Origin of the sequence: Neobacillus sp. CF12, assembly GCF_030348765.1 — a bacterium.
GTDB lineage: Bacteria > Bacillota > Bacilli > Bacillales > Cytobacillaceae > Neobacillus.
The window spans coordinates 5,411,642-5,432,132 of sequence record NZ_JAUCEU010000007.1; the positions used below are offsets into that span (position 1 = coordinate 5,411,642).

The 20,491-nt window shown below is 37.1% G+C and carries 22 protein-coding genes; all 22 read left to right on the forward strand.

The features are described from left to right. Nucleotides 1–212: 212 nt before the first annotated feature. The 22 genes from rpsU to cccA all read left to right on the forward strand — a co-directional run bounded on the left by rpsU (nt 213) and on the right by cccA (nt 20,443). Nucleotides 213–386 carry a 30S ribosomal protein S21 gene (rpsU, locus tag QUG14_RS25845; protein ID WP_007087607.1) on the forward strand — a complete coding sequence of 58 codons (174 nt, stop codon included), beginning with the start codon at nt 213–215 and terminating at the stop codon, nt 384–386. A gap of 15 nt (nt 387–401) precedes the next feature. Next, on the forward strand, nt 402–848 hold the full coding sequence (locus tag QUG14_RS25850; protein WP_289343333.1) for a GatB/YqeY domain-containing protein: 447 nt from the start codon (nt 402–404) through the stop codon (nt 846–848). A gap of 115 nt (nt 849–963) precedes the next feature. Beyond that, nucleotides 964–1,599, forward strand: coding sequence for an NfeD family protein (locus tag QUG14_RS25855; RefSeq protein WP_289343334.1), 636 nt, complete (start codon nt 964–966; stop codon nt 1,597–1,599). A 23-nt stretch (nt 1,600–1,622) separates the two neighbouring features. After that, nucleotides 1,623–2,615 (forward strand): flotillin-like protein FloA, encoded by a 993-nt coding sequence (floA, locus tag QUG14_RS25860; RefSeq protein ID WP_289343335.1) that lies wholly within the window; start codon nt 1,623–1,625, stop codon nt 2,613–2,615. Nucleotides 2,616–2,651: 36 nt separating this feature from the next. Further along, entirely contained in the window at nt 2,652–3,083 is a 432-nt protein-coding gene (locus QUG14_RS25865; RefSeq protein ID WP_289343336.1) for a hypothetical protein, read from the forward strand. Between the two features lie 96 nt (nt 3,084–3,179). Beyond that, the gene (gene yqfC, locus QUG14_RS25870; RefSeq protein WP_289343337.1) at nt 3,180–3,482 is read left to right on the forward strand and encodes a sporulation protein YqfC; all 303 of its coding nucleotides are present in this window, start codon (nt 3,180–3,182) and stop codon (nt 3,480–3,482) included. Further along, nucleotides 3,479–4,672, forward strand: coding sequence for a sporulation protein YqfD (gene yqfD, locus QUG14_RS25875; RefSeq protein WP_289343338.1), 1,194 nt, complete (start codon nt 3,479–3,481; stop codon nt 4,670–4,672). Before yqfC ends, yqfD begins: the two co-directional genes overlap by 4 nt. Next, nucleotides 4,669–5,631, forward strand: coding sequence for a PhoH family protein (locus tag QUG14_RS25880; protein ID WP_289343339.1), 963 nt, complete (start codon nt 4,669–4,671; stop codon nt 5,629–5,631). The genes yqfD and QUG14_RS25880 overlap by 4 nt, the downstream gene beginning before the upstream one ends. 200 nt (nt 5,632–5,831) lie before the next feature. Further along, nucleotides 5,832–8,000: an HD family phosphohydrolase gene (locus QUG14_RS25885; RefSeq protein ID WP_289343340.1), complete on the forward strand. Its 2,169-nt coding sequence runs from the start codon at nt 5,832–5,834 to the stop codon at nt 7,998–8,000. Continuing rightward, nucleotides 7,997–8,470: an rRNA maturation RNase YbeY gene (ybeY, locus tag QUG14_RS25890; protein ID WP_289343341.1), complete on the forward strand. Its 474-nt coding sequence runs from the start codon at nt 7,997–7,999 to the stop codon at nt 8,468–8,470. The genes QUG14_RS25885 and ybeY overlap by 4 nt, the downstream gene beginning before the upstream one ends. Then, entirely contained in the window at nt 8,454–8,831 is a 378-nt protein-coding gene (locus QUG14_RS25895) for a diacylglycerol kinase family protein (protein ID WP_289343342.1), read from the forward strand. The genes ybeY and QUG14_RS25895 overlap by 17 nt, the downstream gene beginning before the upstream one ends. A gap of 182 nt (nt 8,832–9,013) precedes the next feature. Beyond that, nucleotides 9,014–9,415, forward strand: a complete 402-nt coding sequence (locus QUG14_RS25900) for a cytidine deaminase (protein WP_289343343.1) — start codon at nt 9,014–9,016, stop codon at nt 9,413–9,415. After that, nucleotides 9,405–10,325: a GTPase Era gene (era, locus tag QUG14_RS25905; RefSeq protein WP_289343344.1), complete on the forward strand. Its 921-nt coding sequence runs from the start codon at nt 9,405–9,407 to the stop codon at nt 10,323–10,325. Before QUG14_RS25900 ends, era begins: the two co-directional genes overlap by 11 nt. Nucleotides 10,326–10,486: 161 nt before the next feature. Continuing rightward, nucleotides 10,487–10,630, forward strand: coding sequence for a YqzL family protein (locus tag QUG14_RS25910; protein WP_075686228.1), 144 nt, complete (start codon nt 10,487–10,489; stop codon nt 10,628–10,630). Between the two features lie 31 nt (nt 10,631–10,661). Continuing rightward, nucleotides 10,662–11,414: a DNA repair protein RecO gene (gene recO / locus QUG14_RS25915; protein ID WP_289343345.1), complete on the forward strand. Its 753-nt coding sequence runs from the start codon at nt 10,662–10,664 to the stop codon at nt 11,412–11,414. 497 nt (nt 11,415–11,911) lie between these two features. After that, nucleotides 11,912–13,294 (forward strand): glycine--tRNA ligase, encoded by a 1,383-nt coding sequence (locus QUG14_RS25920; protein ID WP_289343346.1) that lies wholly within the window; start codon nt 11,912–11,914, stop codon nt 13,292–13,294. Nucleotides 13,295–13,346: 52 nt separating this feature from the next. Beyond that, nucleotides 13,347–13,982: a transcriptional regulator CcpN gene (gene ccpN / locus QUG14_RS25925; protein ID WP_289343347.1), complete on the forward strand. Its 636-nt coding sequence runs from the start codon at nt 13,347–13,349 to the stop codon at nt 13,980–13,982. A gap of 62 nt (nt 13,983–14,044) precedes the next feature. After that, nucleotides 14,045–14,854, forward strand: a complete 810-nt coding sequence (locus tag QUG14_RS25930; RefSeq protein ID WP_289343348.1) for a pyruvate, water dikinase regulatory protein — start codon at nt 14,045–14,047, stop codon at nt 14,852–14,854. 592 nt (nt 14,855–15,446) lie between these two features. Continuing rightward, a complete protein-coding gene (gene dnaG / locus QUG14_RS25935; protein WP_289343349.1) occupies nt 15,447–17,255 on the forward strand; it encodes a DNA primase in 1,809 nt (602 codons plus the stop codon). A 43-nt stretch (nt 17,256–17,298) separates the two neighbouring features. Continuing rightward, a complete protein-coding gene (rpoD, locus tag QUG14_RS25940; protein ID WP_289343350.1) occupies nt 17,299–18,426 on the forward strand; it encodes an RNA polymerase sigma factor RpoD in 1,128 nt (375 codons plus the stop codon). A gap of 331 nt (nt 18,427–18,757) precedes the next feature. After that, nucleotides 18,758–19,897, forward strand: a complete 1,140-nt coding sequence (locus QUG14_RS25945; protein WP_289343352.1) for an acyl-CoA dehydrogenase family protein — start codon at nt 18,758–18,760, stop codon at nt 19,895–19,897. A 186-nt stretch (nt 19,898–20,083) separates the two neighbouring features. Then, nucleotides 20,084–20,443: a cytochrome c550 gene (gene cccA / locus QUG14_RS25950; RefSeq protein WP_289343353.1), complete on the forward strand. Its 360-nt coding sequence runs from the start codon at nt 20,084–20,086 to the stop codon at nt 20,441–20,443. The last annotated feature ends 48 nt before the right edge of the window (nt 20,444–20,491 follow it).

Sequence of the window (20,491 nt, forward strand, 5' to 3'; positions counted from 1 at the left end):
TCTTCTCCCCCTCCCTTAATTGTATGCCTAAGGGTTGAGGACATGCCAGATTTATGGTAGGTTGTTCAAAAAGTTGTGTATTTATGAATAAAAATATCAAAAGCTTGTTTCATCTATAGAAATACAGTTGACCTTGTATGCAGGTTATATTATAATTGCAAGGTACATGGATTGAATGTAAGTGTGTTGTGTTTCGGAGGGAGGGAAAGAGAATGTCTAAAACCGTCGTTCGTAAAAACGAATCGCTTGAAGATGCTCTTCGTCGCTTCAAACGTACAGTATCAAAAACTGGTACTTTGCAAGAGGCAAGAAAGCGCGAATTCTACGAAAAGCCAAGTGTTAAGCGTAAGAAAAAGTCTGAAGCAGCAAGAAAACGTAAGTTCTAAGAGAGGGTGTAATTTATGAGTCTTCTCGAGCGTTTAAATAATGACATGAAACAAGCGATGAAAAATAAGGAAAAAGACAAACTCACAACAATTCGGATGGTAAAAGCCTCATTGCAAAATGAAGCTATTAAGCTTGGAACAAAAGAGCTTTCCGAAGAAACTGAGTTAACAATCCTTTCTCGCGAAGTAAAGCAACGCAAAGAATCCCTCCATGAATTTGATAAAGCAGGTCGTCAAGACCTTGTTGATAAATTGCGTGCAGAATTGGCTATCGTCGAACTGTATTTACCGAAGCAGCTTTCCGAAGAAGAGTTGTCAGAAATTGTTAAAGAAACAATCTCTGAAGTCGGTGCAAGATCAAAAGCGGATATGGGAAAAGTGATGGCTGCCATCATGCCTAAAGTAAAAGGTAAAGCTGACGGTTCACTTGTAAATAAATTTGTACAACAACACCTTTCATAATTATTCTGACAACCAAAACCGCAAGCGTTTAGCTTGCGGTTTTTCAATTTGGAAAAATTGAAACTTTAATGATTTTGAAACGTATATATAATGTCGACAAGAAGGGAGGGTTATTATGATAGAGTTTCTAACGAATCCAATCGTTGTAACATTGCTTTTAACCATTGCGGGTGCAGCCATCGTTTATGAGCTATATTCGTCAAAATTTGGCATATCAGGATTTATCGGATTATTTGCATTACTTCTTTTCTTTTATGGACATTTTCAGGCGGGTCTTGCCGGTTTTGGAACAATTACGTTATTCGCAATCGGGATTATGTTGATCTTTTTAGAATTTTTTCTTCCAGGAGCCATTTCTGGAACGCTGGGATTAGCGGCGTTAATCGCAAGTCTTTTTCTAGCAGGAGAAAATCCACTGAGTATTGGAATATCCATTTTCATTTCTATATGCATTTCAATTGCGCTGTTATTCATCATGAGTAAGGTTTTTGGCAAAAAGATGGTTTTGTTTAATCGGATGATTCTATTTGATTCTGCAAAAAAAGAAGATGGTTATGTTTCGAACGTAAATCGTACAGATTTATTAGGCAGCGAAGGTATCGCATTGACAGTTTTAAGACCGTCAGGAACTGCAGTTATAAATAATGAAAGAATTGACGTGGTAAGTGAAGGCGGTTTCATTGAACAGAATTCAAGAATCACTGTTATAAAGGTTGAAGGTGTACGTATTGTTGTCCGACTAGTAGATTAACTAGAAACAAGGAGGTAAGTGCAATGGAATTAACCAGTGGAAGTCTTTTTATGATCGGAATTATCGTTGTGGCATTAATTTTTCTAGGAATATTATTATCGTTTGTACCAGTAATGCTTTGGATTTCTGCCCTTGCTGCAGGGGTTAGAATTAGTATCTTTACATTAGTTGGGATGAGACTTAGACGTGTAACACCGAGCAGAGTTGTAAATCCCCTTATTAAAGCACATAAGGCTGGATTAAATGTAACAACTAATCAGCTGGAAAGTCATTACTTAGCCGGCGGGAACGTGGATAGAGTGGTAAATGCTTTAATTGCTGCTCACCGTGCAAACATTGAGTTATCATTTGAACGCTGTGCTGCGATTGACCTTGCTGGACGTGACGTTTTAGAAGCCGTTCAGATGAGTGTAAACCCAAAAGTAATCGAAACTCCATTCATAGCAGGTGTTGCCATGAATGGTATTGAAGTAAAAGCAAAAGCGAGAATTACCGTCCGTGCTAATATCGACCGTCTAGTCGGGGGTGCGGGTGAAGATACTGTTGTAGCTCGAGTAGGTGAAGGGGTTATATCGACAATTGGTTCTTCCGTCGACCATAGTAAAGTACTCGAGAGTCCAGAACTAATCTCGCAAACCGTTTTAGCTAAAGGATTAGATTCTGGTACTGCTTTTGAAATTCTATCAATTGATATTGCTGATGTCGACTTAGGTAGAAACATTGGTGCTGAGTTACAAACAGAGCAAGCGGAAGCGGATAAGAAAATTGCTCAGGCGAAAGCAGAAGAGCGTAGAGCTATGGCTGTCGCAACAGAGCAGGAAATGAAGGCAAAAGTAGAAGAAATGAGAGCAAAGGTAGTGGAGGCTGAAGCAGAGGTGCCATTGGCAATGGCAGAAGCATTAAAGTCCGGTAATATCAGTGTCATGGAATATATGAATTATAAAAATATTTCTGCCGATACGGATATGCGTGGATCGATTGGTAAGATGACGGGTGATAAAAAAGACGAAAAATAATCCCCTATTTGATAATCCTTTAAAGGAGGGGTGATCTTGGAAACAATTTTATTCTTGATTATCGTTGGAATACTTTCATCCATTTTTGGAAAAGCAAAGGGAAAACCAAATCCAGGAAGAACAAAGCCTTTTACGGCAAAAAGATTTGATGATTTTCGTACAATGGTGGAACAACAAATGGGGAGCATTCCGAAAAAATCCGGACAAATCTCAGAGGGTCAGGCTGTAACTCAAGACTCTAAATTTCAAGATATTGAGCTGAACTATCAAGAAATAAAACAGAATCCAGTTATAAATAGAATGCAAATAAGTCAGTCGGAACGACCCAAAGTTACCAGAAAAAAAGTGGAATCGAACGATGTTTCATTTGAAAGACCTGATGAAAAAACAATTATTAATGGAATTATTTGGGGAGAAATACTAGGTGAACCACGGGCGAAAAAACCATATTTCTCGAAAAAGAATTAACTAAATTACTTACTAAGACAAAGTATAAAATAGAAAAAGATGTGCTAGAACCCCCTTTCATTTCATAAACATGAGATGAAAGGGGGTTCTTTTTTTATGGCAAAAAAATGGGGCCAGCGTGTCCGGAACTGGATGGCACAAAAAATGGATCTTCCTCAAGATGTCATGATGGATTTACCCCGAATCACCATGATAGGGCAAATCCATATTTACATTGAGAATCATAGAGGTTTGATTACCTTCACTGATAAAGAATTGCGCTTGTTATTAAAGCAGGGGCAATTGCAAATAAAAGGAAAATCATTCGTGATAAAGACCATTTTACCTGAAGAAATTTTACTTGAAGGGAAAATTGATCAGGTCATTTATATAAACGAAAATCCAGGAGGAGCAAAATGAAAAACAAATGGATCGAATTCTTAACTGGCAAAGTAACAGTTAAAGTATCAGGAAGAGGCATAGAAAGATTCTTGAACGTTCTAATTAGGAATGGCCTGATGATATGGAATGTAAAACGACATGGAACTGAAACCATAACTTTTACAATGAGACTTAATGATGCATTGAAAATCAGGCATTATGCAAAAGAAAGAGAATGCTCCATTTCATTCTTAAGGAGGGCAGGAATGCCTTTTTTATTTAAGCGACTATTGAAAAATAGTGGTTTTTTGGGTGGGGCTCTTTTATTCTTACTGATTATTATGTTTTTATCTAATGTCATTTGGGGAATTGAAATTAAAGGGGCTAAGCCGGCTACTGAGTATCAAATTCGCAAAGAATTGGACAAGATGGGGGTAAAGATTGGAAAGGTTCAATTATTTGTGGATAATGTGGAAGGAATTCAAAGGAACTTAACAAATAATGTCGGTAACCTTACTTGGGTCGGTGTGGAGTTAAAAGGGACAACCTATCATCTGCAAGTAGTCGAGAAAAAAGAGCCTGAAAAACCAGAGCAAATACCACCAAGGAATCTTGTCGCCAAAAAGAAAGCAATCATTTCAAATATGTATGTTGAAACCGGAAAGAAAATGGTCGATATCAATGACCATGTGGAACCAGGTCAATTGCTAGTATCCGGTGTAATCGGAAAGGAAGGGCAAACTCAGCAAGTTGCTGCTGTTGGTGAGGTTTGGGGGGAAACATGGTATAAAAGCCATGTTGAGTTGCCATTAAAAACGAATTTCTCGGTTTTTAATGGTCAAGAAAAGCAAAAGCATTCAATTATTATAGGAAATTTAGAGATCCCTTTTTGGGGATTTGGCGAACCTGAATTTACGGAATATGAAGTGGAAAAAAATATAAAGAAAATACATTTTCTCAAATGGGAGTTGCCAATTTCTATTGGTAATGAGACATTGAGAGCACGTGAAGAAATGACCAGAACCTATACGAAAGAGGAAGCTGAAAATAATGCAATTGAATTGGCGAAAAATAAAATAAAAAGTGGATTAGATGAAGATGCTATTATAAAAGATGAAAAAATTTTACACAAAGAGTTGAAAAATGGTAAAGTTATCCTAGATATCCACTTTAAGATCATCGAAAATATTGCGGTTGGACAACCAATACCCAAGGAGACTCCTGAATGACAGAAACGTTAAAAACAATTAATGTACAGTTAGAAAATCCAGCAGAAGCGATTGCCCTCCTAGGCAATGCAGATTCTAATTTAAAAATAATTGAAGAAGAGCTTAAAGTTTCAATCGTAACGCGAGGAGAATCTGTCAGTTTATCCGGCGATGAAGAAAAAGTAGTACTTGCCAGTCAGATTCTAGACAAGCTTATTTTTGTTATTAGAAAGGGTGTAACGATAAGTCAGAGAGATGTCTTATCAGCCATTCAAATGGCCCAGAAAGGTACACTTGATTATTTTGATAATCTCTATGATGAGGAAATCGCTAAGAATGTAAAAGGTAAGACAATTAGAATAAAAACGCTTGGACAAAGACAATATGTAATGGCTATAAGGCAGAACGACCTCGTATTTGGTATTGGTCCTGCAGGTACAGGGAAAACCTATTTAGCGGTTGTAATGGCTGTCAATGCGTTGAAAAATGGACAGGTAAATAAGATTATCCTTACAAGACCTGCGGTTGAGGCAGGAGAAAGTCTAGGATTTTTACCTGGGGATTTAAAAGAAAAGGTGGATCCATACTTAAGACCGTTATATGACGCACTAAATGACATCCTTGGTTCAGAACATACACAAAGGTTAATAGAACGTGGGACGATTGAAATTGCACCTCTAGCCTATATGAGAGGGCGCACATTAGACGACGCTTTCGTCATTTTAGATGAAGCACAAAATACGACCCATGCCCAAATGAAAATGTTTCTTACACGTCTTGGATTTGGTTCCAAAATGGTTATTACCGGTGATCAAACACAAATCGATCTGCCAAAAGGGGCAAAATCTGGACTGGTAGCAGCCGAAAATATCTTGTTGGGTGTCAAGGGGATCTCATTTGTCTTCTTAGAACAAAGTGATGTTGTTCGTCACCCGCTAGTTGGAAGAATTGTCGAAGCATACGAAAAGAAACCGATATAAACCTAATTCAGACAAAAAGGGATAAACCGTTCAATGGTTTATCCCTTTCCCTTTTTGCCATATTATCACAACAAATACCCCATAATAATGGCGTTTCATTTATTAGAGGATGAAACTTCAGGAAAAAACTGTTATCATTTTACATAAAGCAAGTTACATAAGAAACTACGGTTCATTTAGGTGCTTTTGGGGGGAGTTAATTGAAAAAAATACAGCAATACTTAATTCAAATAAAAAAGTTTCTCGATTATACCTTCTTCAGAGTATTCGTTTTTGTTGTTTTAGGGGTCATATTATTTATCTCCATGTATGGAAACGTAAAGCCTGAGAAACTCGATGTTAGTTTGTTAACGGTAGCAGAGAAAACGATTCGTTCTCCCGCGACAGTTGAGGATAGAGTTAGTACAGAAAAGAAGCGTCAAGAGGCGTTAGATCAAGTTCAAGACGTCTATACCTTAAAAAAAGAATACTCCTCAAATCAAGTAGATTTAATTACATCCATTTTTGATTCAGCTTCGGAAGTAAACGATGAAATCGAGGATGAATTGAAAAAAAGTGACGTTACCATGGATGACCCTTTAGATGTTATTGAACCAACTATTGCAGACGAAGAAACCATGTTAAAGTCTAAATTAACTGATCGCGTCATTAAGGATCTCTCAAATCGTGTTTTTACTGCACTTGTACAAGCCAGTAATGATGAATTATCTATTGCAAAAGATTTAACAGTAACAGCTATCAACAACGTCATGAACAAGCGAATTTCTGCAGATGATGTTGAAAATGCCAAAAAAAGCTTAGAAGAAGAGTTGAAATTTACGACTCTGAACGCTGACTTAAAGAATGCCGCTATTGAATTAGGCAGATATGCGGTTATTCAAAATGAGTTTTATGACCCAGAAGCAACTGAAGAACTACGAAAACAAACAGCGGAATCTGTTGAGCCTGTAAAAGTCCTCCAAGGGCAAATTATTATCGAAGAGGGGAAATTAATCCGACAGGAAGAATATCGTCAACTTGAGTTGGTAGGGTTATTGGATAACAAACAATCGTATAAACCATTTATTGGTCTTACCATACTTATTACAATCATTCTGTCATCTATTTATGTTTATTTCTATCAAATGAAGGAACAGCCAGAAAAGAGACAGACAAACCTACTTTTGTTTGGAATTGTTTTTATCTTGACGTTCTTTATTTTAAAAATTATTGGTATGTTACAAATATTTAACTATTCCGGAATTGGCTACTTATTCCCTGCCGCCATGGGTGGAATGCTAATTAAGATATTAATAGATGAAAAACTTGCGATTCTTTCATCGATTATCTTTTCTATTTTCGGGAGCATTTTATTTAATGAAGGGGTTTCTGGAACACTTAATTTTTCCGTGGGCATTTATATTTTATTTAGTGCCCTCGCAGGTGTGCTCTTTTTAAGTGACCAGAATCAGCGGTCCAAAATACTCCAAGCGGGTTCTTTTGCGGCAGCTGTGAATCTTTTCACGATTTGTGCGCTTATGTTTTTACCAAATGGACAATTTTCTGGATTAGAATATGGGTATTATATCTTAACAGCCATTTTTTCAGGTATAGGTTCTGCGGTGCTGACGATGGGATTATTACCATTTTTTGAAACAAGCTTTGGAATTCTTTCGACAATGAAGTTGATTGAGCTTTCAAATCCTAATCACCCATTACTAAGGAAAATCTTGATGGAGACACCAGGAACGTATCACCATAGTGTGATGGTTGCCAATCTGGCTGATGCTGCTTGTGAAGCCATAGGAGCAAACGGTCTATTGGCAAGAGTAGGCTGTTATTACCATGATATTGGTAAAACAAAACGTCCAAATTTTTTCATAGAGAATCAAATGCACCTTGATAATCCGCATGATAAATTACCGCCGGATAAAAGTGCAAATATCATTATTTCACATGTAACCGATGGTACTGCGATATTAAAAAAATATAATATGCCAAAGGAAATTATCCATATTGCAGAACAACATCATGGGACTAGTCTTTTAAAATTCTTTTACCATAAGGCATTAAAGGACGGTCAAGATGTGTCTGAAGAAGACTATCGTTATCCAGGTCCAAAAGCACAGACGAAAGAATCAGCTATTGTAGGTATTGCAGACAGTGTGGAGGCAGCAGTAAGATCCCTTAACCAGCCTACCCCTGAAACAATAGAATCGCTAGTTAAAAAGATTGTTGCGGACAGGCTTCAGGATGGACAGTTAAATGAATGTGACCTAACCTTAAGGGAACTTGAAACGGTATCACATTCTTTTTGTGAAACGTTAAAGGGAATATTCCACTCGAGAATTGAATATCCAGAAATGACGAAGAAGGTGGTTCAAGAATGAGCAAGTTGATGATTGATTTAGTTGATGAAACAAATCAACTCTCCGATGAGCAGATGGTAGAAATAGAAAAGTTATTAAATTTTGCCGCAAAGAAGGAAAGTGTTGAAGAGAATAGTGAGGTATCCGTTACATTTGTTTCTAATGAAAGAATTCATGAAATAAACCGCGAATATAGAGATAAAGATGCCCCAACAGATGTTATTTCTTTTGCGATGGAAGAAATCGGTGAGGGAGAAATCGAATTAATCGGAGTTGAACTTCCTCGTGTCTTGGGGGATATTATCATATCGATTCCTAGGGCAGAGGAACAGGCAAAGGAATATGGACATTCTTTTATTCGTGAACTAGGCTTTTTATCTGTCCATGGTTTCCTCCATCTTCTAGGATATGATCATATGGAAAAGGAAGAGGAAGAAAAAATGTTTTCTCGACAAAAGGAAATATTAGACGATTATGGACTTACAAGATAAACGTCCTCGGCTATGGAAATCATTTTCTTATGCGATAACAGGTATAAGGACAGCCCTTAGGACAGAAAGAAATATGCGCATCCATTTATTTGTTTCTATCGTTGTCATTGGCTGTTCAGTTTTCTTTTCGATAAGTAAGTTGGAATGGTTATTTGTCATTGCAGCCATAGGTGGTATTTTCTCTTTAGAATTAATAAATACTGCCGTTGAGCGGGTAGTGGATTTAATTACAGAAGAGTACCACCCACTTGCGAAACAGGCAAAAGATTTAGCTGCAGGAGCGGTTTTTGTGTATGCAATTATGGCAGTGGTGATTGGAGTTATTATCTTTTTACCATATTTTCTTAGATGGTTAATTTGAAATGAAATTGTGAATTCGGTACAATAACTTATCAGCTCTTCATGAAATAGGTTAATTAGCTGACTTTTATGAAAATTCAAATTTTTATATTACTTTTTCGCTACAAGTGATGATTTTGTGACATTTTTAGGGTAAAATAAAGAAAGCGGCAGATAATTACTGCTGGAAGGGAAGATTGAAGTTTGAACATCGAGAAATTAATCGAAGAATCAAAGAAGGCAAGAGAAAAAGCCTACGTTCCTTACTCTAATTTTCAGGTAGGAGCAGCACTTTTAACAACAGATGGAAAAGTATATCATGGCTGTAACATAGAAAATGCCGCTTATAGCATGTGCAATTGCGCGGAACGTACAGCATTGTTTAAAGCTTATTCTGAAGGTGATCGAGATTTTAAAATGCTTGCAGTTGTGGCAGATACTGATCGACCATGCTCGCCTTGTGGGGCTTGTCGGCAGGTAATCTCGGAACTTTGTCCACGGGACATGAAGGTCGTTCTAACCAACCTAAAAGGCGATATCTTAGAAATTACTGTAGCTGAGTTACTTCCTGGTGCCTTTTCTCCGGAGGATTTACATGCTAAGTAATGATAATAGAGGTTATAAATCAGGTTTTATTTCAATTATTGGGCGTCCAAATGTAGGGAAGTCAACTTTTCTAAATCGTGTTATCGGTCAGAAAATTGCAATTATGAGTGATAAACCACAGACTACTCGTAATAAAATTCAGGGTGTTTTAACGTTGGATGATACCCAAATGGTTTTTATTGATACACCAGGGATTCATAAGCCAAAGCATAAATTAGGCGATTTTATGATGAAGGTAGCACAAAACACCTTAAAAGAAGTTGATTTAATTCTATTTATGGTAAATGCTGAGGAAGGTTTTGGCCGTGGAGAAGAGTTTATTCTTGAAAAGTTCGAAACCGTTAACACACCTATCTTCCTTGTTATTAATAAAATCGATCAAATACACCCGGATGAATTACTGCCATTAATTGAATCATATAAAGCAAAGTATGCTTTTAAAGAAATTGTTCCTATTTCAGCACTTGAAGGAAATAATGTGGAACGGTTACTAGAACAAATTAAAGTTTATTTACCTGAAGGGCCACAGTATTATCCGGCAGATCAGGTAACCGATCATCCAGAAAGATTTATTATCACAGAATTAATCCGAGAGAAAGCGCTGCACTTAACACGTGAGGAAATTCCTCATACCCTTGCTGTAGTTCTAGATAAAATGGAACGTCAACATGGTGGTAAGGATATCATTCATGTAATGGCTACTGTTATTGTGGAGAGAGATTCTCAAAAGGGCATCATTATTGGGAAACAAGGAAGTATGCTTAAGGAAATAGGAAAACGTGCCAGAGTTGATATTGAAAATCTTTTAGGATCAAAAGTTTTCTTAGAGCTTTGGGTTAAAGTTCAAAAAGATTGGCGTAATAAAATGTCCCAACTACGCGATTTTGGCTTTAATGAAGATGAATATTAATTAACTAAACCCTAACTAAAATATTATATTTTTTATAAGATTATGCATGGACAACATTAACAAATTTTTCGTCTTATGATTTTTGCTTGGGCAGGCTATGATAATTGTAAGGTTTGGGATTGGAAAAAGGCTAGTCTATATCATGAAAGGTGGGGTTTTCGATGATGGATTTTACGTGGAAGGTATTCCTACAGACAGGTAATATTGACACATATCTTCTCTTTAAAGAATTAGAGAAGGAAAACCAAGAAATACCCGGAAATCAGAATGAAGATCTAGCGCAAATGGATTTTCCCGTTTCATAAGGTTGTCTAATGTATCGGGATGGTGACATATATGCTCCAAAAGTGTGAAGGCATCGTCATTAGATCTACAGATTATGGTGAAACCAATAAAATTATTACCTTATATACAAGGGAATGGGGAAAGGTGGGCTTTATGGCTAGAGGTGCTAAAAAACCTAACAGCCGGCTTTCCTCCATTACCCAGCTTTTTACTCACGGTTACTTTCTTGTCCAAAGAGGAACTGGATTAGGAAGTGTTCAACAGGGAGAATTGATTACCAGCTTTCGCAGCATTGGGGAAGATATATTCCTAACTGCTTATGCTAGTTATATTGTTGAATTAACTGATAAGTGTACCGAGGATAAAAAACCAAACCCGTTTCATTTCGAACTTCTTTTTCAAACATTAAATTATATGAATGAAGGGTATGATTCAGATATTCTAATGAATATCTACGAAATGAAAATGCTTAATGTGTTGGGATTATTCCCAACTCTAAATCAATGTTCCGTTTGCGGCAGCACAGACGGACTTTTTTCTTTTTCCATTCGTGAAGGTGGTTTCATTTGCCACCGATGTTTAGATAAGGATCCGTACCATTATAAATTATCGCCATCATCTGTAAAATTATTACGATTATTTTATTTTATTGATCTTTCAAGATTAGGAAACATCTCTGTTAAACAGGAGACTAAAGATGAGTTAAAAACGGTTATTTCAGCCTATTATGAAGAATATTCAGGGCTTTATCTAAAAACAAAGAAATTTCTTCAGTCGATGGAAAAATTTCGCAACCAATTATAGCTGACATTATTGACTTTTAATTTAGACTTCGTTAATATGTTTCTTAATAATATGAATAAATGCTACGAAGGAAAGTAGTACTTAGCAATCTCTGTAAAAGCGAACCTAGGATGGTGCGAGCTAGGGTATAGGGAACTAAGGAAGGCATTCTGGAGCATATCATGTGTGATTCAACACATAAAAGAGGCTGCACTAACCAGCAGCAAATAGGGTGGAACCGCGGGTAACTCTCGTCCCTATGCTTAATTTAAGCATAGAGACGAGAGTTTTTTATTTTTTATTGGCTGTGTTAAAGCTAGTTTTATATTTGGCACTCGTTGATTGGAGTGGAAGGCACGAAGACTCCTGCGGGAGGACGGGGCAGGGGAGACCCCGCAGGCGCTTTAGCGCCGAGGAGGCTCCCCGTACCGCCCGCGGAAAGCGAAGTGCCTGGAACGGAAATCAACAGACCAATTTAATACAGCCTTTTTATCAATAATTGAAGAGGAGTAATGAAGATGAAAGTATCAATGGAACAAATCGTTTCTCACGCGAAACATAGAGGATTTATCTTTCCAGGGTCTGAGATATATGGAGGACTAGCAAATACATGGGATTACGGACCACTAGGAGTCGAATTTAAAAACAACATAAAACAAGCTTGGTGGAAGAAGTTCGTACAGGAATCACCTTACAATGTTGGTTTAGATGCGAGCATACTAATGAACCCAAGAACTTGGGAAGCTTCTGGTCATATCGGCAACTTTAACGATCCAATGATTGATTGTAAAAACTGTAAAGCCAGACACCGTGCAGATAAGTTAATCGAAAACGCACTGGATGAAAAGGGAATAGAGATGATTGTTGATGGACTTCCGTTTGACAAAATGGAAGAACTGGTTAAAGAACATAACATTGCTTGTCCAGATTGCGGCAGTCATGATTTTACCGGTATCCGCCAATTTAACTTAATGTTTAAAACCTTCCAAGGTGTAACAGAGTCTAGCACAAATGAAATATTTCTCCGTCCTGAAACAGCACAAGGGATATTTGTTAATTTTAAAAACGTTCAGCGTACAATGAGAAAGAAATTACCCTTTGGTATTGCACAAATCGGAAAAAGCTTCCGTAATGAGATAACACCTGGGAACTTTACTTTCCGTACCCGTGAGTTTGAACAAATGGAACTTGAGTTTTTCTGTAAGCCTGGTGAAGAGTTAACGTGGTTTGATTACTGGAAGAATTTTGCGGAGCAATGGCTGCATTCTTTAGGCTTAAATAAGGAGAATTTAAGACTTCGTGACCATTCAGAGGATGAACTTTCTCACTATAGTAATGCGACCACAGACTTTGAATATAAGTTCCCATTTGGCTGGGGAGAACTTTGGGGAGTAGCTTCAAGGACCGATTATGATCTAAAGCAGCATATGCAATTCTCTGGTGAAGATTTCAACTATATCGATCCCGAGACCAATGAAAGATATATTCCATTCTGTATCGAGCCTTCGTTAGGTGCCGACCGGGTAACGTTAGCCTTTTTAATTGATGCCTATGATGAAGAACAACTTGAAGATGGTACTTCCAGGACCGTTATGCACTTCCATCCTGCATTGGCACCGTTTAAAGCGGCAGTTCTGCCTTTGTCTAAAAAACTTTCTGATGAAGCAAAAGAAGTATATGAAACATTAGCAAAGTATTTCTCCGTTGATTACGATGAAGCCGGTTCAATTGGAAAACGATATCGCAGGCATGACGAAATTGGTACTCCATTCTGTATCACGTTTGATTTTGATTCAAAAGAAGACAAAATGGTAACCATCAGAGACCGTGACACAATGGAACAAACCCGGGTACCGATTGCAGAATTAGTCAACTTTATCCAAGAAAAAATTATATTTTAAATTTTAAACCATTTTAAAGGTGCGGCTGCTGCTGCACCTAAATGGATTAAAAATGGTGGTGAGAAAAATAGAACTGACTAAACGCCAAGAACATATTATTCAGATTGTGAAGGATAATGGACCGATAACAGGGGAGAGCATCGCTGAGCAACTAAACTTAACACGAGCAACATTAAGACCTGATTTATCCATCCTAACCATGGCTGGATACCTAGACGCAAGACCACGTGTAGGTTATTTTTATACAGGAAAATCAGGTACACAGCTTTTGACTGAAAATCTCCAGAAGATAATTGTAAAAGACTATAATTCAATTCCTGTTATTGTAAAGGAGAATGTTTCGGTATATGATGCAATTTGTACAATGTTCCTTGAGGATGTTGGAACCTTATTTGTTGTAGACCAAAACTCCTTACTAGTAGGTGTTTTGTCAAGAAAGGACTTGCTGCGAGCCAGTATTGGCAAGCAGGAACTCACAGCACTACCAATCAACATCATTATGACTAGAATGCCAAATATAACGATGTGTGAAATGGAAGACTCGTTAATTGATGTTGCTAAATTACTTATCGATAAACAAATTGATGCATTACCGGTGGTCAGGCAGTCAGAAAAAGGCTTTGAAGTTATTGGCAGAATAACGAAGACAAATATCACAAAAGCATTTGTTGCCTTGGGGGATGAGTAAGCAGTATTCCCAGGAATGGACATAAAAAATTAAAGTATTTCCAGAGGAGCTGTTGAGGAAGAATGATTACACCTGTCATATATGTGGTATCTGATTCAGTGGGGGAAACAGCTGAATTAGTTACAAAAGCAGCAATCAGTCAGTTTAATGGATCGGGTATGACATTGAAAAGATTCCCTTATGTTGAAGATAAGGAACATATTGATGAAGTAATTTCCCTTGTTACGATGGACCATGCTATGATCGCATTTACTCTAGTAAAACCAGATATGCGGGTTTATATGAAGGAAAAAGCAGATGAAGCAAATATTTATGCTGTTGATTTAATGGGTCCAATTATGGATCAAATTCAAGTCTTTAGTGGGAAAACTCCTCTCTGTGAACCTGGTCTTGTGAGAAAACTAGATGAAGATTATTTTAAAAAAGTAGAAGCCATTGAGTTTGCTGTGAAATATGATGATGGCCGCGATCCAAGGGGAATATTAAAAGCTGATATTGTTTTAATTGGTGTATCTAGAACTTCGAAAACACCACTGTCACAATATTTGGCTTTAAAACGTCTAAAAGTGGCAAATGTACCTCTAGTTCCCGAAGTGGACCCTCCAGAGGAATTATACAAAGTTCCAGCTGAAAAATGCTTTGGACTTAAGATTAGCCCGCAAAAGTTAAACAATATTAGACGGGAAAGATTAATTTCATTAGGATTAAATGATCAAGCTAGTTATGCAAATATCGAACGAATTCGTGATGAACTAACATTCTTTGAAAAGATCGTAAATAGAATTAATTGTCCGGTTATTGATGTAACCAATAAGGCAGTCGAGGAAACGGCAAATGTTATTCTAAATTACTTTCATAAAAGAAGAGCATGACACATAATCTTAGATTATGTGTTTTTCAATTAAGTATAAAAAAGTATGGAAATGTAGAAAGGAATATACTATAATAAAAAATTGTGATAAAAATGAATCTTTTAGGTTTAGACTTGCATGTATACGAATAAACTATTTATTGTTAGATGTCAAGAGAACCTACAGAAAAAAATTCGACATTAATCCTTTTTAGAAAAATTGGCTGCTAAAGAAGGAATATGCGGAGTGATGTAGAATTAATACTTATACAAAAGGCATTCCAACTATTTTTGTCGATGCAGATTCATGCCCTGTGAAGAAGAAATTGTCGAAATTGCTTCTACATTTTTCCGTAAAAAAGTTATTTATTGCTTCGTGTGATCATCATGGAAACAATAGGACTACATATGGTAATGCAACATGGAAAAATGTTGATTCCAAAAAAAAGCAGCCGACTTATCCATCATGAATCATACTGCAAGGGGGGATATACTGTTATACAGGATATTGGACGTGCCTCGAAAATTTTATGAAACAATTAACAAAAAAATTGTCGAATTATGCAGGAATTTAAGAGCGCTTTGTTGAATAAGTAAAATTGGAGATGTTTTTCATGGCAGAACGGATTGCCGAAGAAAAAATCAATCAAATTCGTCAATCTGTTGATATTGTTGAAATTATTAGCGAATATGTTCAACTGAAAAAACAAGGGCGAAATTACTTCGGATTATGTCCTTTCCATGGAGAAAACTCCCCATCATTTTCCGTTTCAACAGATAAACAAATTTATCATTGCTTTGGATGTGGAGCGGGAGGAAATGTTTTCTCATTTTTAATGGAGCTGGAAGGAATAACATTTCTAGAAGCTGCCGTTAAATTAGCTGAAAAGGCTAATATTGACTTACAATTGAACTTCTCAGTCAATGGGAAGGGGAAGAGTGTTTCTCCGGAGCTTCAGTCAATGCTCGACGCACATGAACTCTTGCGTAAATTCTACCATCATTTACTGGTTAATACAAAAGACGGTCAACATGCTTTAGAGTATTTGCTGAAGAGAGGCTTTACCCGAGAATCGATTGATAAATTTCAGATTGGTTATTCCTTAAATTCATGGGATTTTGTATACAAATTTCTTACCAAAAGAGATTTTACTCCAGAATTGATGGAAAAGGCCGGATTAATTATCAAACGAGAAAGGGATGGAACCTATTTTGATCGCTTTCGGGATCGAATTATGTTTCCGATTTTTGACCGAAATGGAAATGCGATTGCTTTTTCTGGAAGAGCATTGGGGGCAGATGAGCCCAAGTATTTAAATAGTCCCGAAACAGCAATCTTTAATAAAAGCAAAATTTTATATAATTTCCATTTGGCCAAACCAAGTATACGGAAATTACAACAAGTAGTTCTCTTTGAAGGATTTGCAGATGTTATAGCTGCTGATAAATCAGGTGTGGAGAATGGTATTGCCACTATGGGTACTTCCTTGACTGAAGACCATATTACCCTTATCCGCCAGAATACTCAGTCGATAACGATTTGTTTTGATTCAGACAAAGCAGGAATTGAAGCCGCCTATAGAGCAGGCAATATGCTTAGCGAAGCTGGTTGTACCATAAAAGTTTCTTTGATGTCAGATGGACTCGATCCGGATGAATATATAAAACAGTATGGTCCAGAAAAGTTTCGTAATGAGGTAATAAGTGCAAGCCATACCTGGATGGCATTTAAATTTCTTTATTTTCGAAGAGGAAAAAATCTTCAAATTGAAGGAGAACGGCTTGCTTATATCGAAACAATACTAAGAGAAATAAGTAAATTGACTAAAGCTGTTGAAAAAGATCATTATTTGCGACAACTTGCCTCAGAATTTTCAATTTCTCTAGATGCGTTACAGCAACAATTAAGGCAAATTTTCTTCACAGAAAAAAGAAAATCAAATGGCCAAACACCGCCAATAAATAAGCCCAATGTAATTATTAAAAAGGATAATAAGATGAAGCCTAGATATTACACGGCTGAAAGGCGATTAATTGCCCATATGTTAAGAAATCGAGATACGGCTTATAAGGTTCAGGATTTATTGCGGGGCAACACGTTTAACAACGATGAACATCAGGCAATAATAACATATCTAATTGGTTTTTACGAAGAGCATATGAATCCTGATTCCAGTGCATTTTTAACCTATATTCAAGATGATAATCTTAGAAGAATAGTCGCTGACATTGAAATGATGTCAATAAATGACGAATTAAGTAGTCAAGAATTAAATGATTATATCAAACAGGTGTTGAATTATCAAAAATTGTTAAAGATAAAAGAAAAAGAAGTGGAACTTAAAGAAGCAGAGCGACAAAGTGATTATAGTAAAGCAGCTGCGATTGCTAGTGAAATCAATCAATTGCGTAAATCGCTATAGATTCCATTTTTTATGTCTTTGATTCTCAGAAGGAGGGGGACATATGGCTGAAAAATCAGCCCGTTCAAAAGAGGCAGAGAACGAATTGACCTTTGAACAAGTAAAAGACCAGTTAACGGTACTGGGAAAAAAAACCGGCGTCCTTGCTTACGATGATATTGCGGAAAGAATGGCGAATTTTGAATTAGAATCCGATCAAATGGATGAATTTTTAGAATTTCTAGGTGATCAAGGAATCGAATTAGTAGGAGAAAGTGACGAGGAAAATCCAAATCCTAAGCAATTAGCAAAAGGAGATGACGATGAGTTTGATCTAAATGATCTTAGCGTACCTCCTGGAGTGAAGATAAACGATCCTGTTCGTATGTACTTAAAAGAAATTGGTCGAGTCGACTTACTTTCTGCTGAAGAGGAAATTAAGCTTGCGAACCGAATAGAAGAAGGCGACGAAGAAGCAAAGCGACGCCTAGCTGAAGCAAACCTGCGCCTTGTAGTTAGTATTGCAAAACGATATGTCGGTCGCGGTATGTTATTTCTTGACCTTATTCAAGAAGGTAATATGGGATTGATTAAAGCCGTTGAAAAATTCGATTATCGCAAAGGTTTTAAATTTAGTACGTATGCTACATGGTGGATACGTCAAGCCATCACAAGAGCAATTGCAGACCAAGCTAGAACTATTCGTATTCCTGTGCACATGGTAGAAACCATTAATAAACTTATCCGTGTTCAGAGACAATTACTTCAGGACCTTGGTCGTGAACCAACACCAGAAGAAATTGGCGAAGATATGGATTTAACACCAGATAAGGTTAGAGAAATTTTAAAGATTGCTCAAGAGCCAGTCTCCCTTGAAACTCCTATAGGTGAAGAAGATGATTCACATTTAGGTGATTTTATTGAAGACCAAGATGCTACCTCACCTTCAGAGCATGCAGCTTATGAATTATTAAAAGAGCAGCTTGAAGATGTCCTTGATACTCTTACAGATCGTGAAGAAAACGTCCTGCGCTTACGCTTTGGGTTAGATGATGGACGTACACGCACGCTAGAAGAGGTAGGGAAGGTATTTGGGGTTACCCGTGAACGTATTCGTCAAATTGAAGCAAAGGCGCTGCGTAAACTACGTCATCCAAGTCGCAGCAAGCGTCTGAAAGACTTCTTAGAATAAAATACTCACTTATAAAAGATAGTTTACTTCTGACAAGGGGTAAACTATTTTTTAAATTGGAAATGAAAGCACTTTCTGTATTTGTATTTATTTTACTGAATTGTTTTACACTTTGCAAATAGGTAAAGGTAATCTTTTTAAATTTAATCACAAATCATTTTTGTAAGAAAGGGTAAATTATGTCTCCTTCTTAGAAGATTACTGTTTAAAGTTATAATATCCTATTCAAGAATAACTAAAAATATTTAAAAATTTTTAAATCTTGAGAATATTAATGAATCCCTCATATAATATTGGTAGCGCATACATTTCTATCACAAGGGGGATGGATATGAATTTTGATCTGACTTCAGAACAAGAAATGATTAAGAAGATGATTCGTGAGTTTTCTGATGAGGTTGTTGCTCCAGGGGCCATCGAGAGAGATCGAATTAAACAATTTCCAGTGGATGTCTTTAAACAATTATCAGAAATGGGAATAATGGGTCTTCCATTTTCTGAAGAATATGGCGGCGGCGGATCAGATACTATTAGTTTTGCGATTGTAACAGAAGAACTGAGCAGAGCTTGTGCCTCAACTGGAATTACCTATTCCGCTCATATTTCCCTGGGTGGTGCACCATTAAATTTATTTGGTACAGAAGAGCAAAAGCAAAAATATTTAACACCTATTTGTACAGGTGAATCATTTGGTGCTTTTGGATTAACGGAACCGAATGCTGGTTCTGATGCAGGAGGTACCAGAACAACAGCCACATTAAGCAATGGTGAATACATCATTAATGGCAATAAGTGCTTTATTACGAATGCGGGCTACGCAAAGCATTTAGCTATAACGGCGATAACAGGTATGGACGAAGGGAAAAAAGAAATTAGTGCGATTATTGTACCTACTGGCGCTGATGGCTTCTCGGTGTTTGACAATTATGAAAAAATGGGTCTGCATGCTTCTAATACTACTGAGCTTGTATTAGAGGATGTAAGGGTCCCAGAAGAGAATCTATTAGGTAAAAAGGGTGAGGGCTTCAAGCAGTTTTTAATCACTTTAGATGGAGGAAGAATTGGGATTGGGGCTATGGCAGTCGGGATTGCTCAAGGTGCCTTTGAAAAGTCATTGCAGTACACAAAGGAACGCAAACAGTTTGGTAAGTCCATTTCCTCCTTTCAGGCTGTTCAGTTTAAATTGGCAGATATGGCAATGAAGATTGAATTAGCTCGAAATATGGTTTATAAGGCTGCATGGCTAAAGGATCAAGGGAGACCGGTTAGTAAAGAAGCCTCTATGTGTAAACTCTATGCCTCTGAAATATGTATGGAAGTAACCAATCAAGCGGTACAATTGCATGGTGGATATGGCTACATGAAGGAATATCATGTAGAACGAATGATGCGTGATGCCAAGTTGCTTGAAATTGGTGAAGGAACTTCCGAAATTCAAAGGACAGTTATTGCTCGATTAATTGGTTGTTAAAGGGAAATAAGGGAAGAATAAAAGGGCTGACTATTTATTAATATCAGCCCTTTTAGCATTTTTTACAAATATTATCGTGACAAAATAAGTTTAGGGCTTTTCCTTCTTAAGTTTTTAAAGTAAAATAGTAGTTGTTTGTAGAAGACTATTTATTTACAGTTATACGTACATAAGGGAGGTTATATGATGAATCGAAATCCGGTTATTCCTTACATCCTGATCTTTGTATTTGGAATCGGACTAATGTTCTTATTGTCTTTCAAAGGCCTCGGGGATATGGATGAGCTTGCCAAGGAAAAAGAAGGCGGTACTGAAACAGAACAGGTTGCAAAAAGTCCTGAAGAAATTTACACAGGGTCTTGTGTAGGCTGTCACGGTGATGCGTACCAAGGGGGAATGGGTCCTGCTCTAACAGGTGTTGGAGACAGGTTATCCAAGGAAGAAATTATCGAAGTAGTCACCAAGGGTAGAGGAAATATGCCTGGCGGTATGGTTAAACCAGAGGAAGCCGATGCAATGGCTGAATGGTTAGCAGACATAAAATAATGTTTCAATGAAAAGGTCCTTTGCTTATGTAAAGGACTTTTTTTATAC

Coding starts and splice junctions, on each gene's coding strand:
- QUG14_RS25880 (WP_289343339.1), top strand. CDS start 4,669: ATGACAGAAACGTTAAAAACAATTAATGTACAGTTAGAAAATCCAGCA.
- QUG14_RS25895 (WP_289343342.1), top strand. CDS start 8,454: ATGGACTTACAAGATAAACGTCCTCGGCTATGGAAATCATTTTCTTAT.
- yqfC (WP_289343337.1), top strand. CDS start 3,180: ATGGCAAAAAAATGGGGCCAGCGTGTCCGGAACTGGATGGCACAAAAA.
- QUG14_RS25910 (WP_075686228.1), top strand. CDS start 10,487: ATGATGGATTTTACGTGGAAGGTATTCCTACAGACAGGTAATATTGAC.
- ccpN (WP_289343347.1), top strand. CDS start 13,347: ATGGTGGTGAGAAAAATAGAACTGACTAAACGCCAAGAACATATTATT.
- dnaG (WP_289343349.1), top strand. CDS start 15,447: ATGGCAGAACGGATTGCCGAAGAAAAAATCAATCAAATTCGTCAATCT.
- recO (WP_289343345.1), top strand. CDS start 10,662: ATGCTCCAAAAGTGTGAAGGCATCGTCATTAGATCTACAGATTATGGT.
- rpsU (WP_007087607.1), top strand. CDS start 213: ATGTCTAAAACCGTCGTTCGTAAAAACGAATCGCTTGAAGATGCTCTT.
- ybeY (WP_289343341.1), top strand. CDS start 7,997: ATGAGCAAGTTGATGATTGATTTAGTTGATGAAACAAATCAACTCTCC.
- floA (WP_289343335.1), top strand. CDS start 1,623: ATGGAATTAACCAGTGGAAGTCTTTTTATGATCGGAATTATCGTTGTG.
- QUG14_RS25930 (WP_289343348.1), top strand. CDS start 14,045: ATGATTACACCTGTCATATATGTGGTATCTGATTCAGTGGGGGAAACA.
- rpoD (WP_289343350.1), top strand. CDS start 17,299: ATGGCTGAAAAATCAGCCCGTTCAAAAGAGGCAGAGAACGAATTGACC.
- cccA (WP_289343353.1), top strand. CDS start 20,084: ATGAATCGAAATCCGGTTATTCCTTACATCCTGATCTTTGTATTTGGA.
- era (WP_289343344.1), top strand. CDS start 9,405: ATGCTAAGTAATGATAATAGAGGTTATAAATCAGGTTTTATTTCAATT.
- QUG14_RS25945 (WP_289343352.1), top strand. CDS start 18,758: ATGAATTTTGATCTGACTTCAGAACAAGAAATGATTAAGAAGATGATT.
- QUG14_RS25850 (WP_289343333.1), top strand. CDS start 402: ATGAGTCTTCTCGAGCGTTTAAATAATGACATGAAACAAGCGATGAAA.
- QUG14_RS25855 (WP_289343334.1), top strand. CDS start 964: ATGATAGAGTTTCTAACGAATCCAATCGTTGTAACATTGCTTTTAACC.
- QUG14_RS25920 (WP_289343346.1), top strand. CDS start 11,912: ATGAAAGTATCAATGGAACAAATCGTTTCTCACGCGAAACATAGAGGA.
- yqfD (WP_289343338.1), top strand. CDS start 3,479: ATGAAAAACAAATGGATCGAATTCTTAACTGGCAAAGTAACAGTTAAA.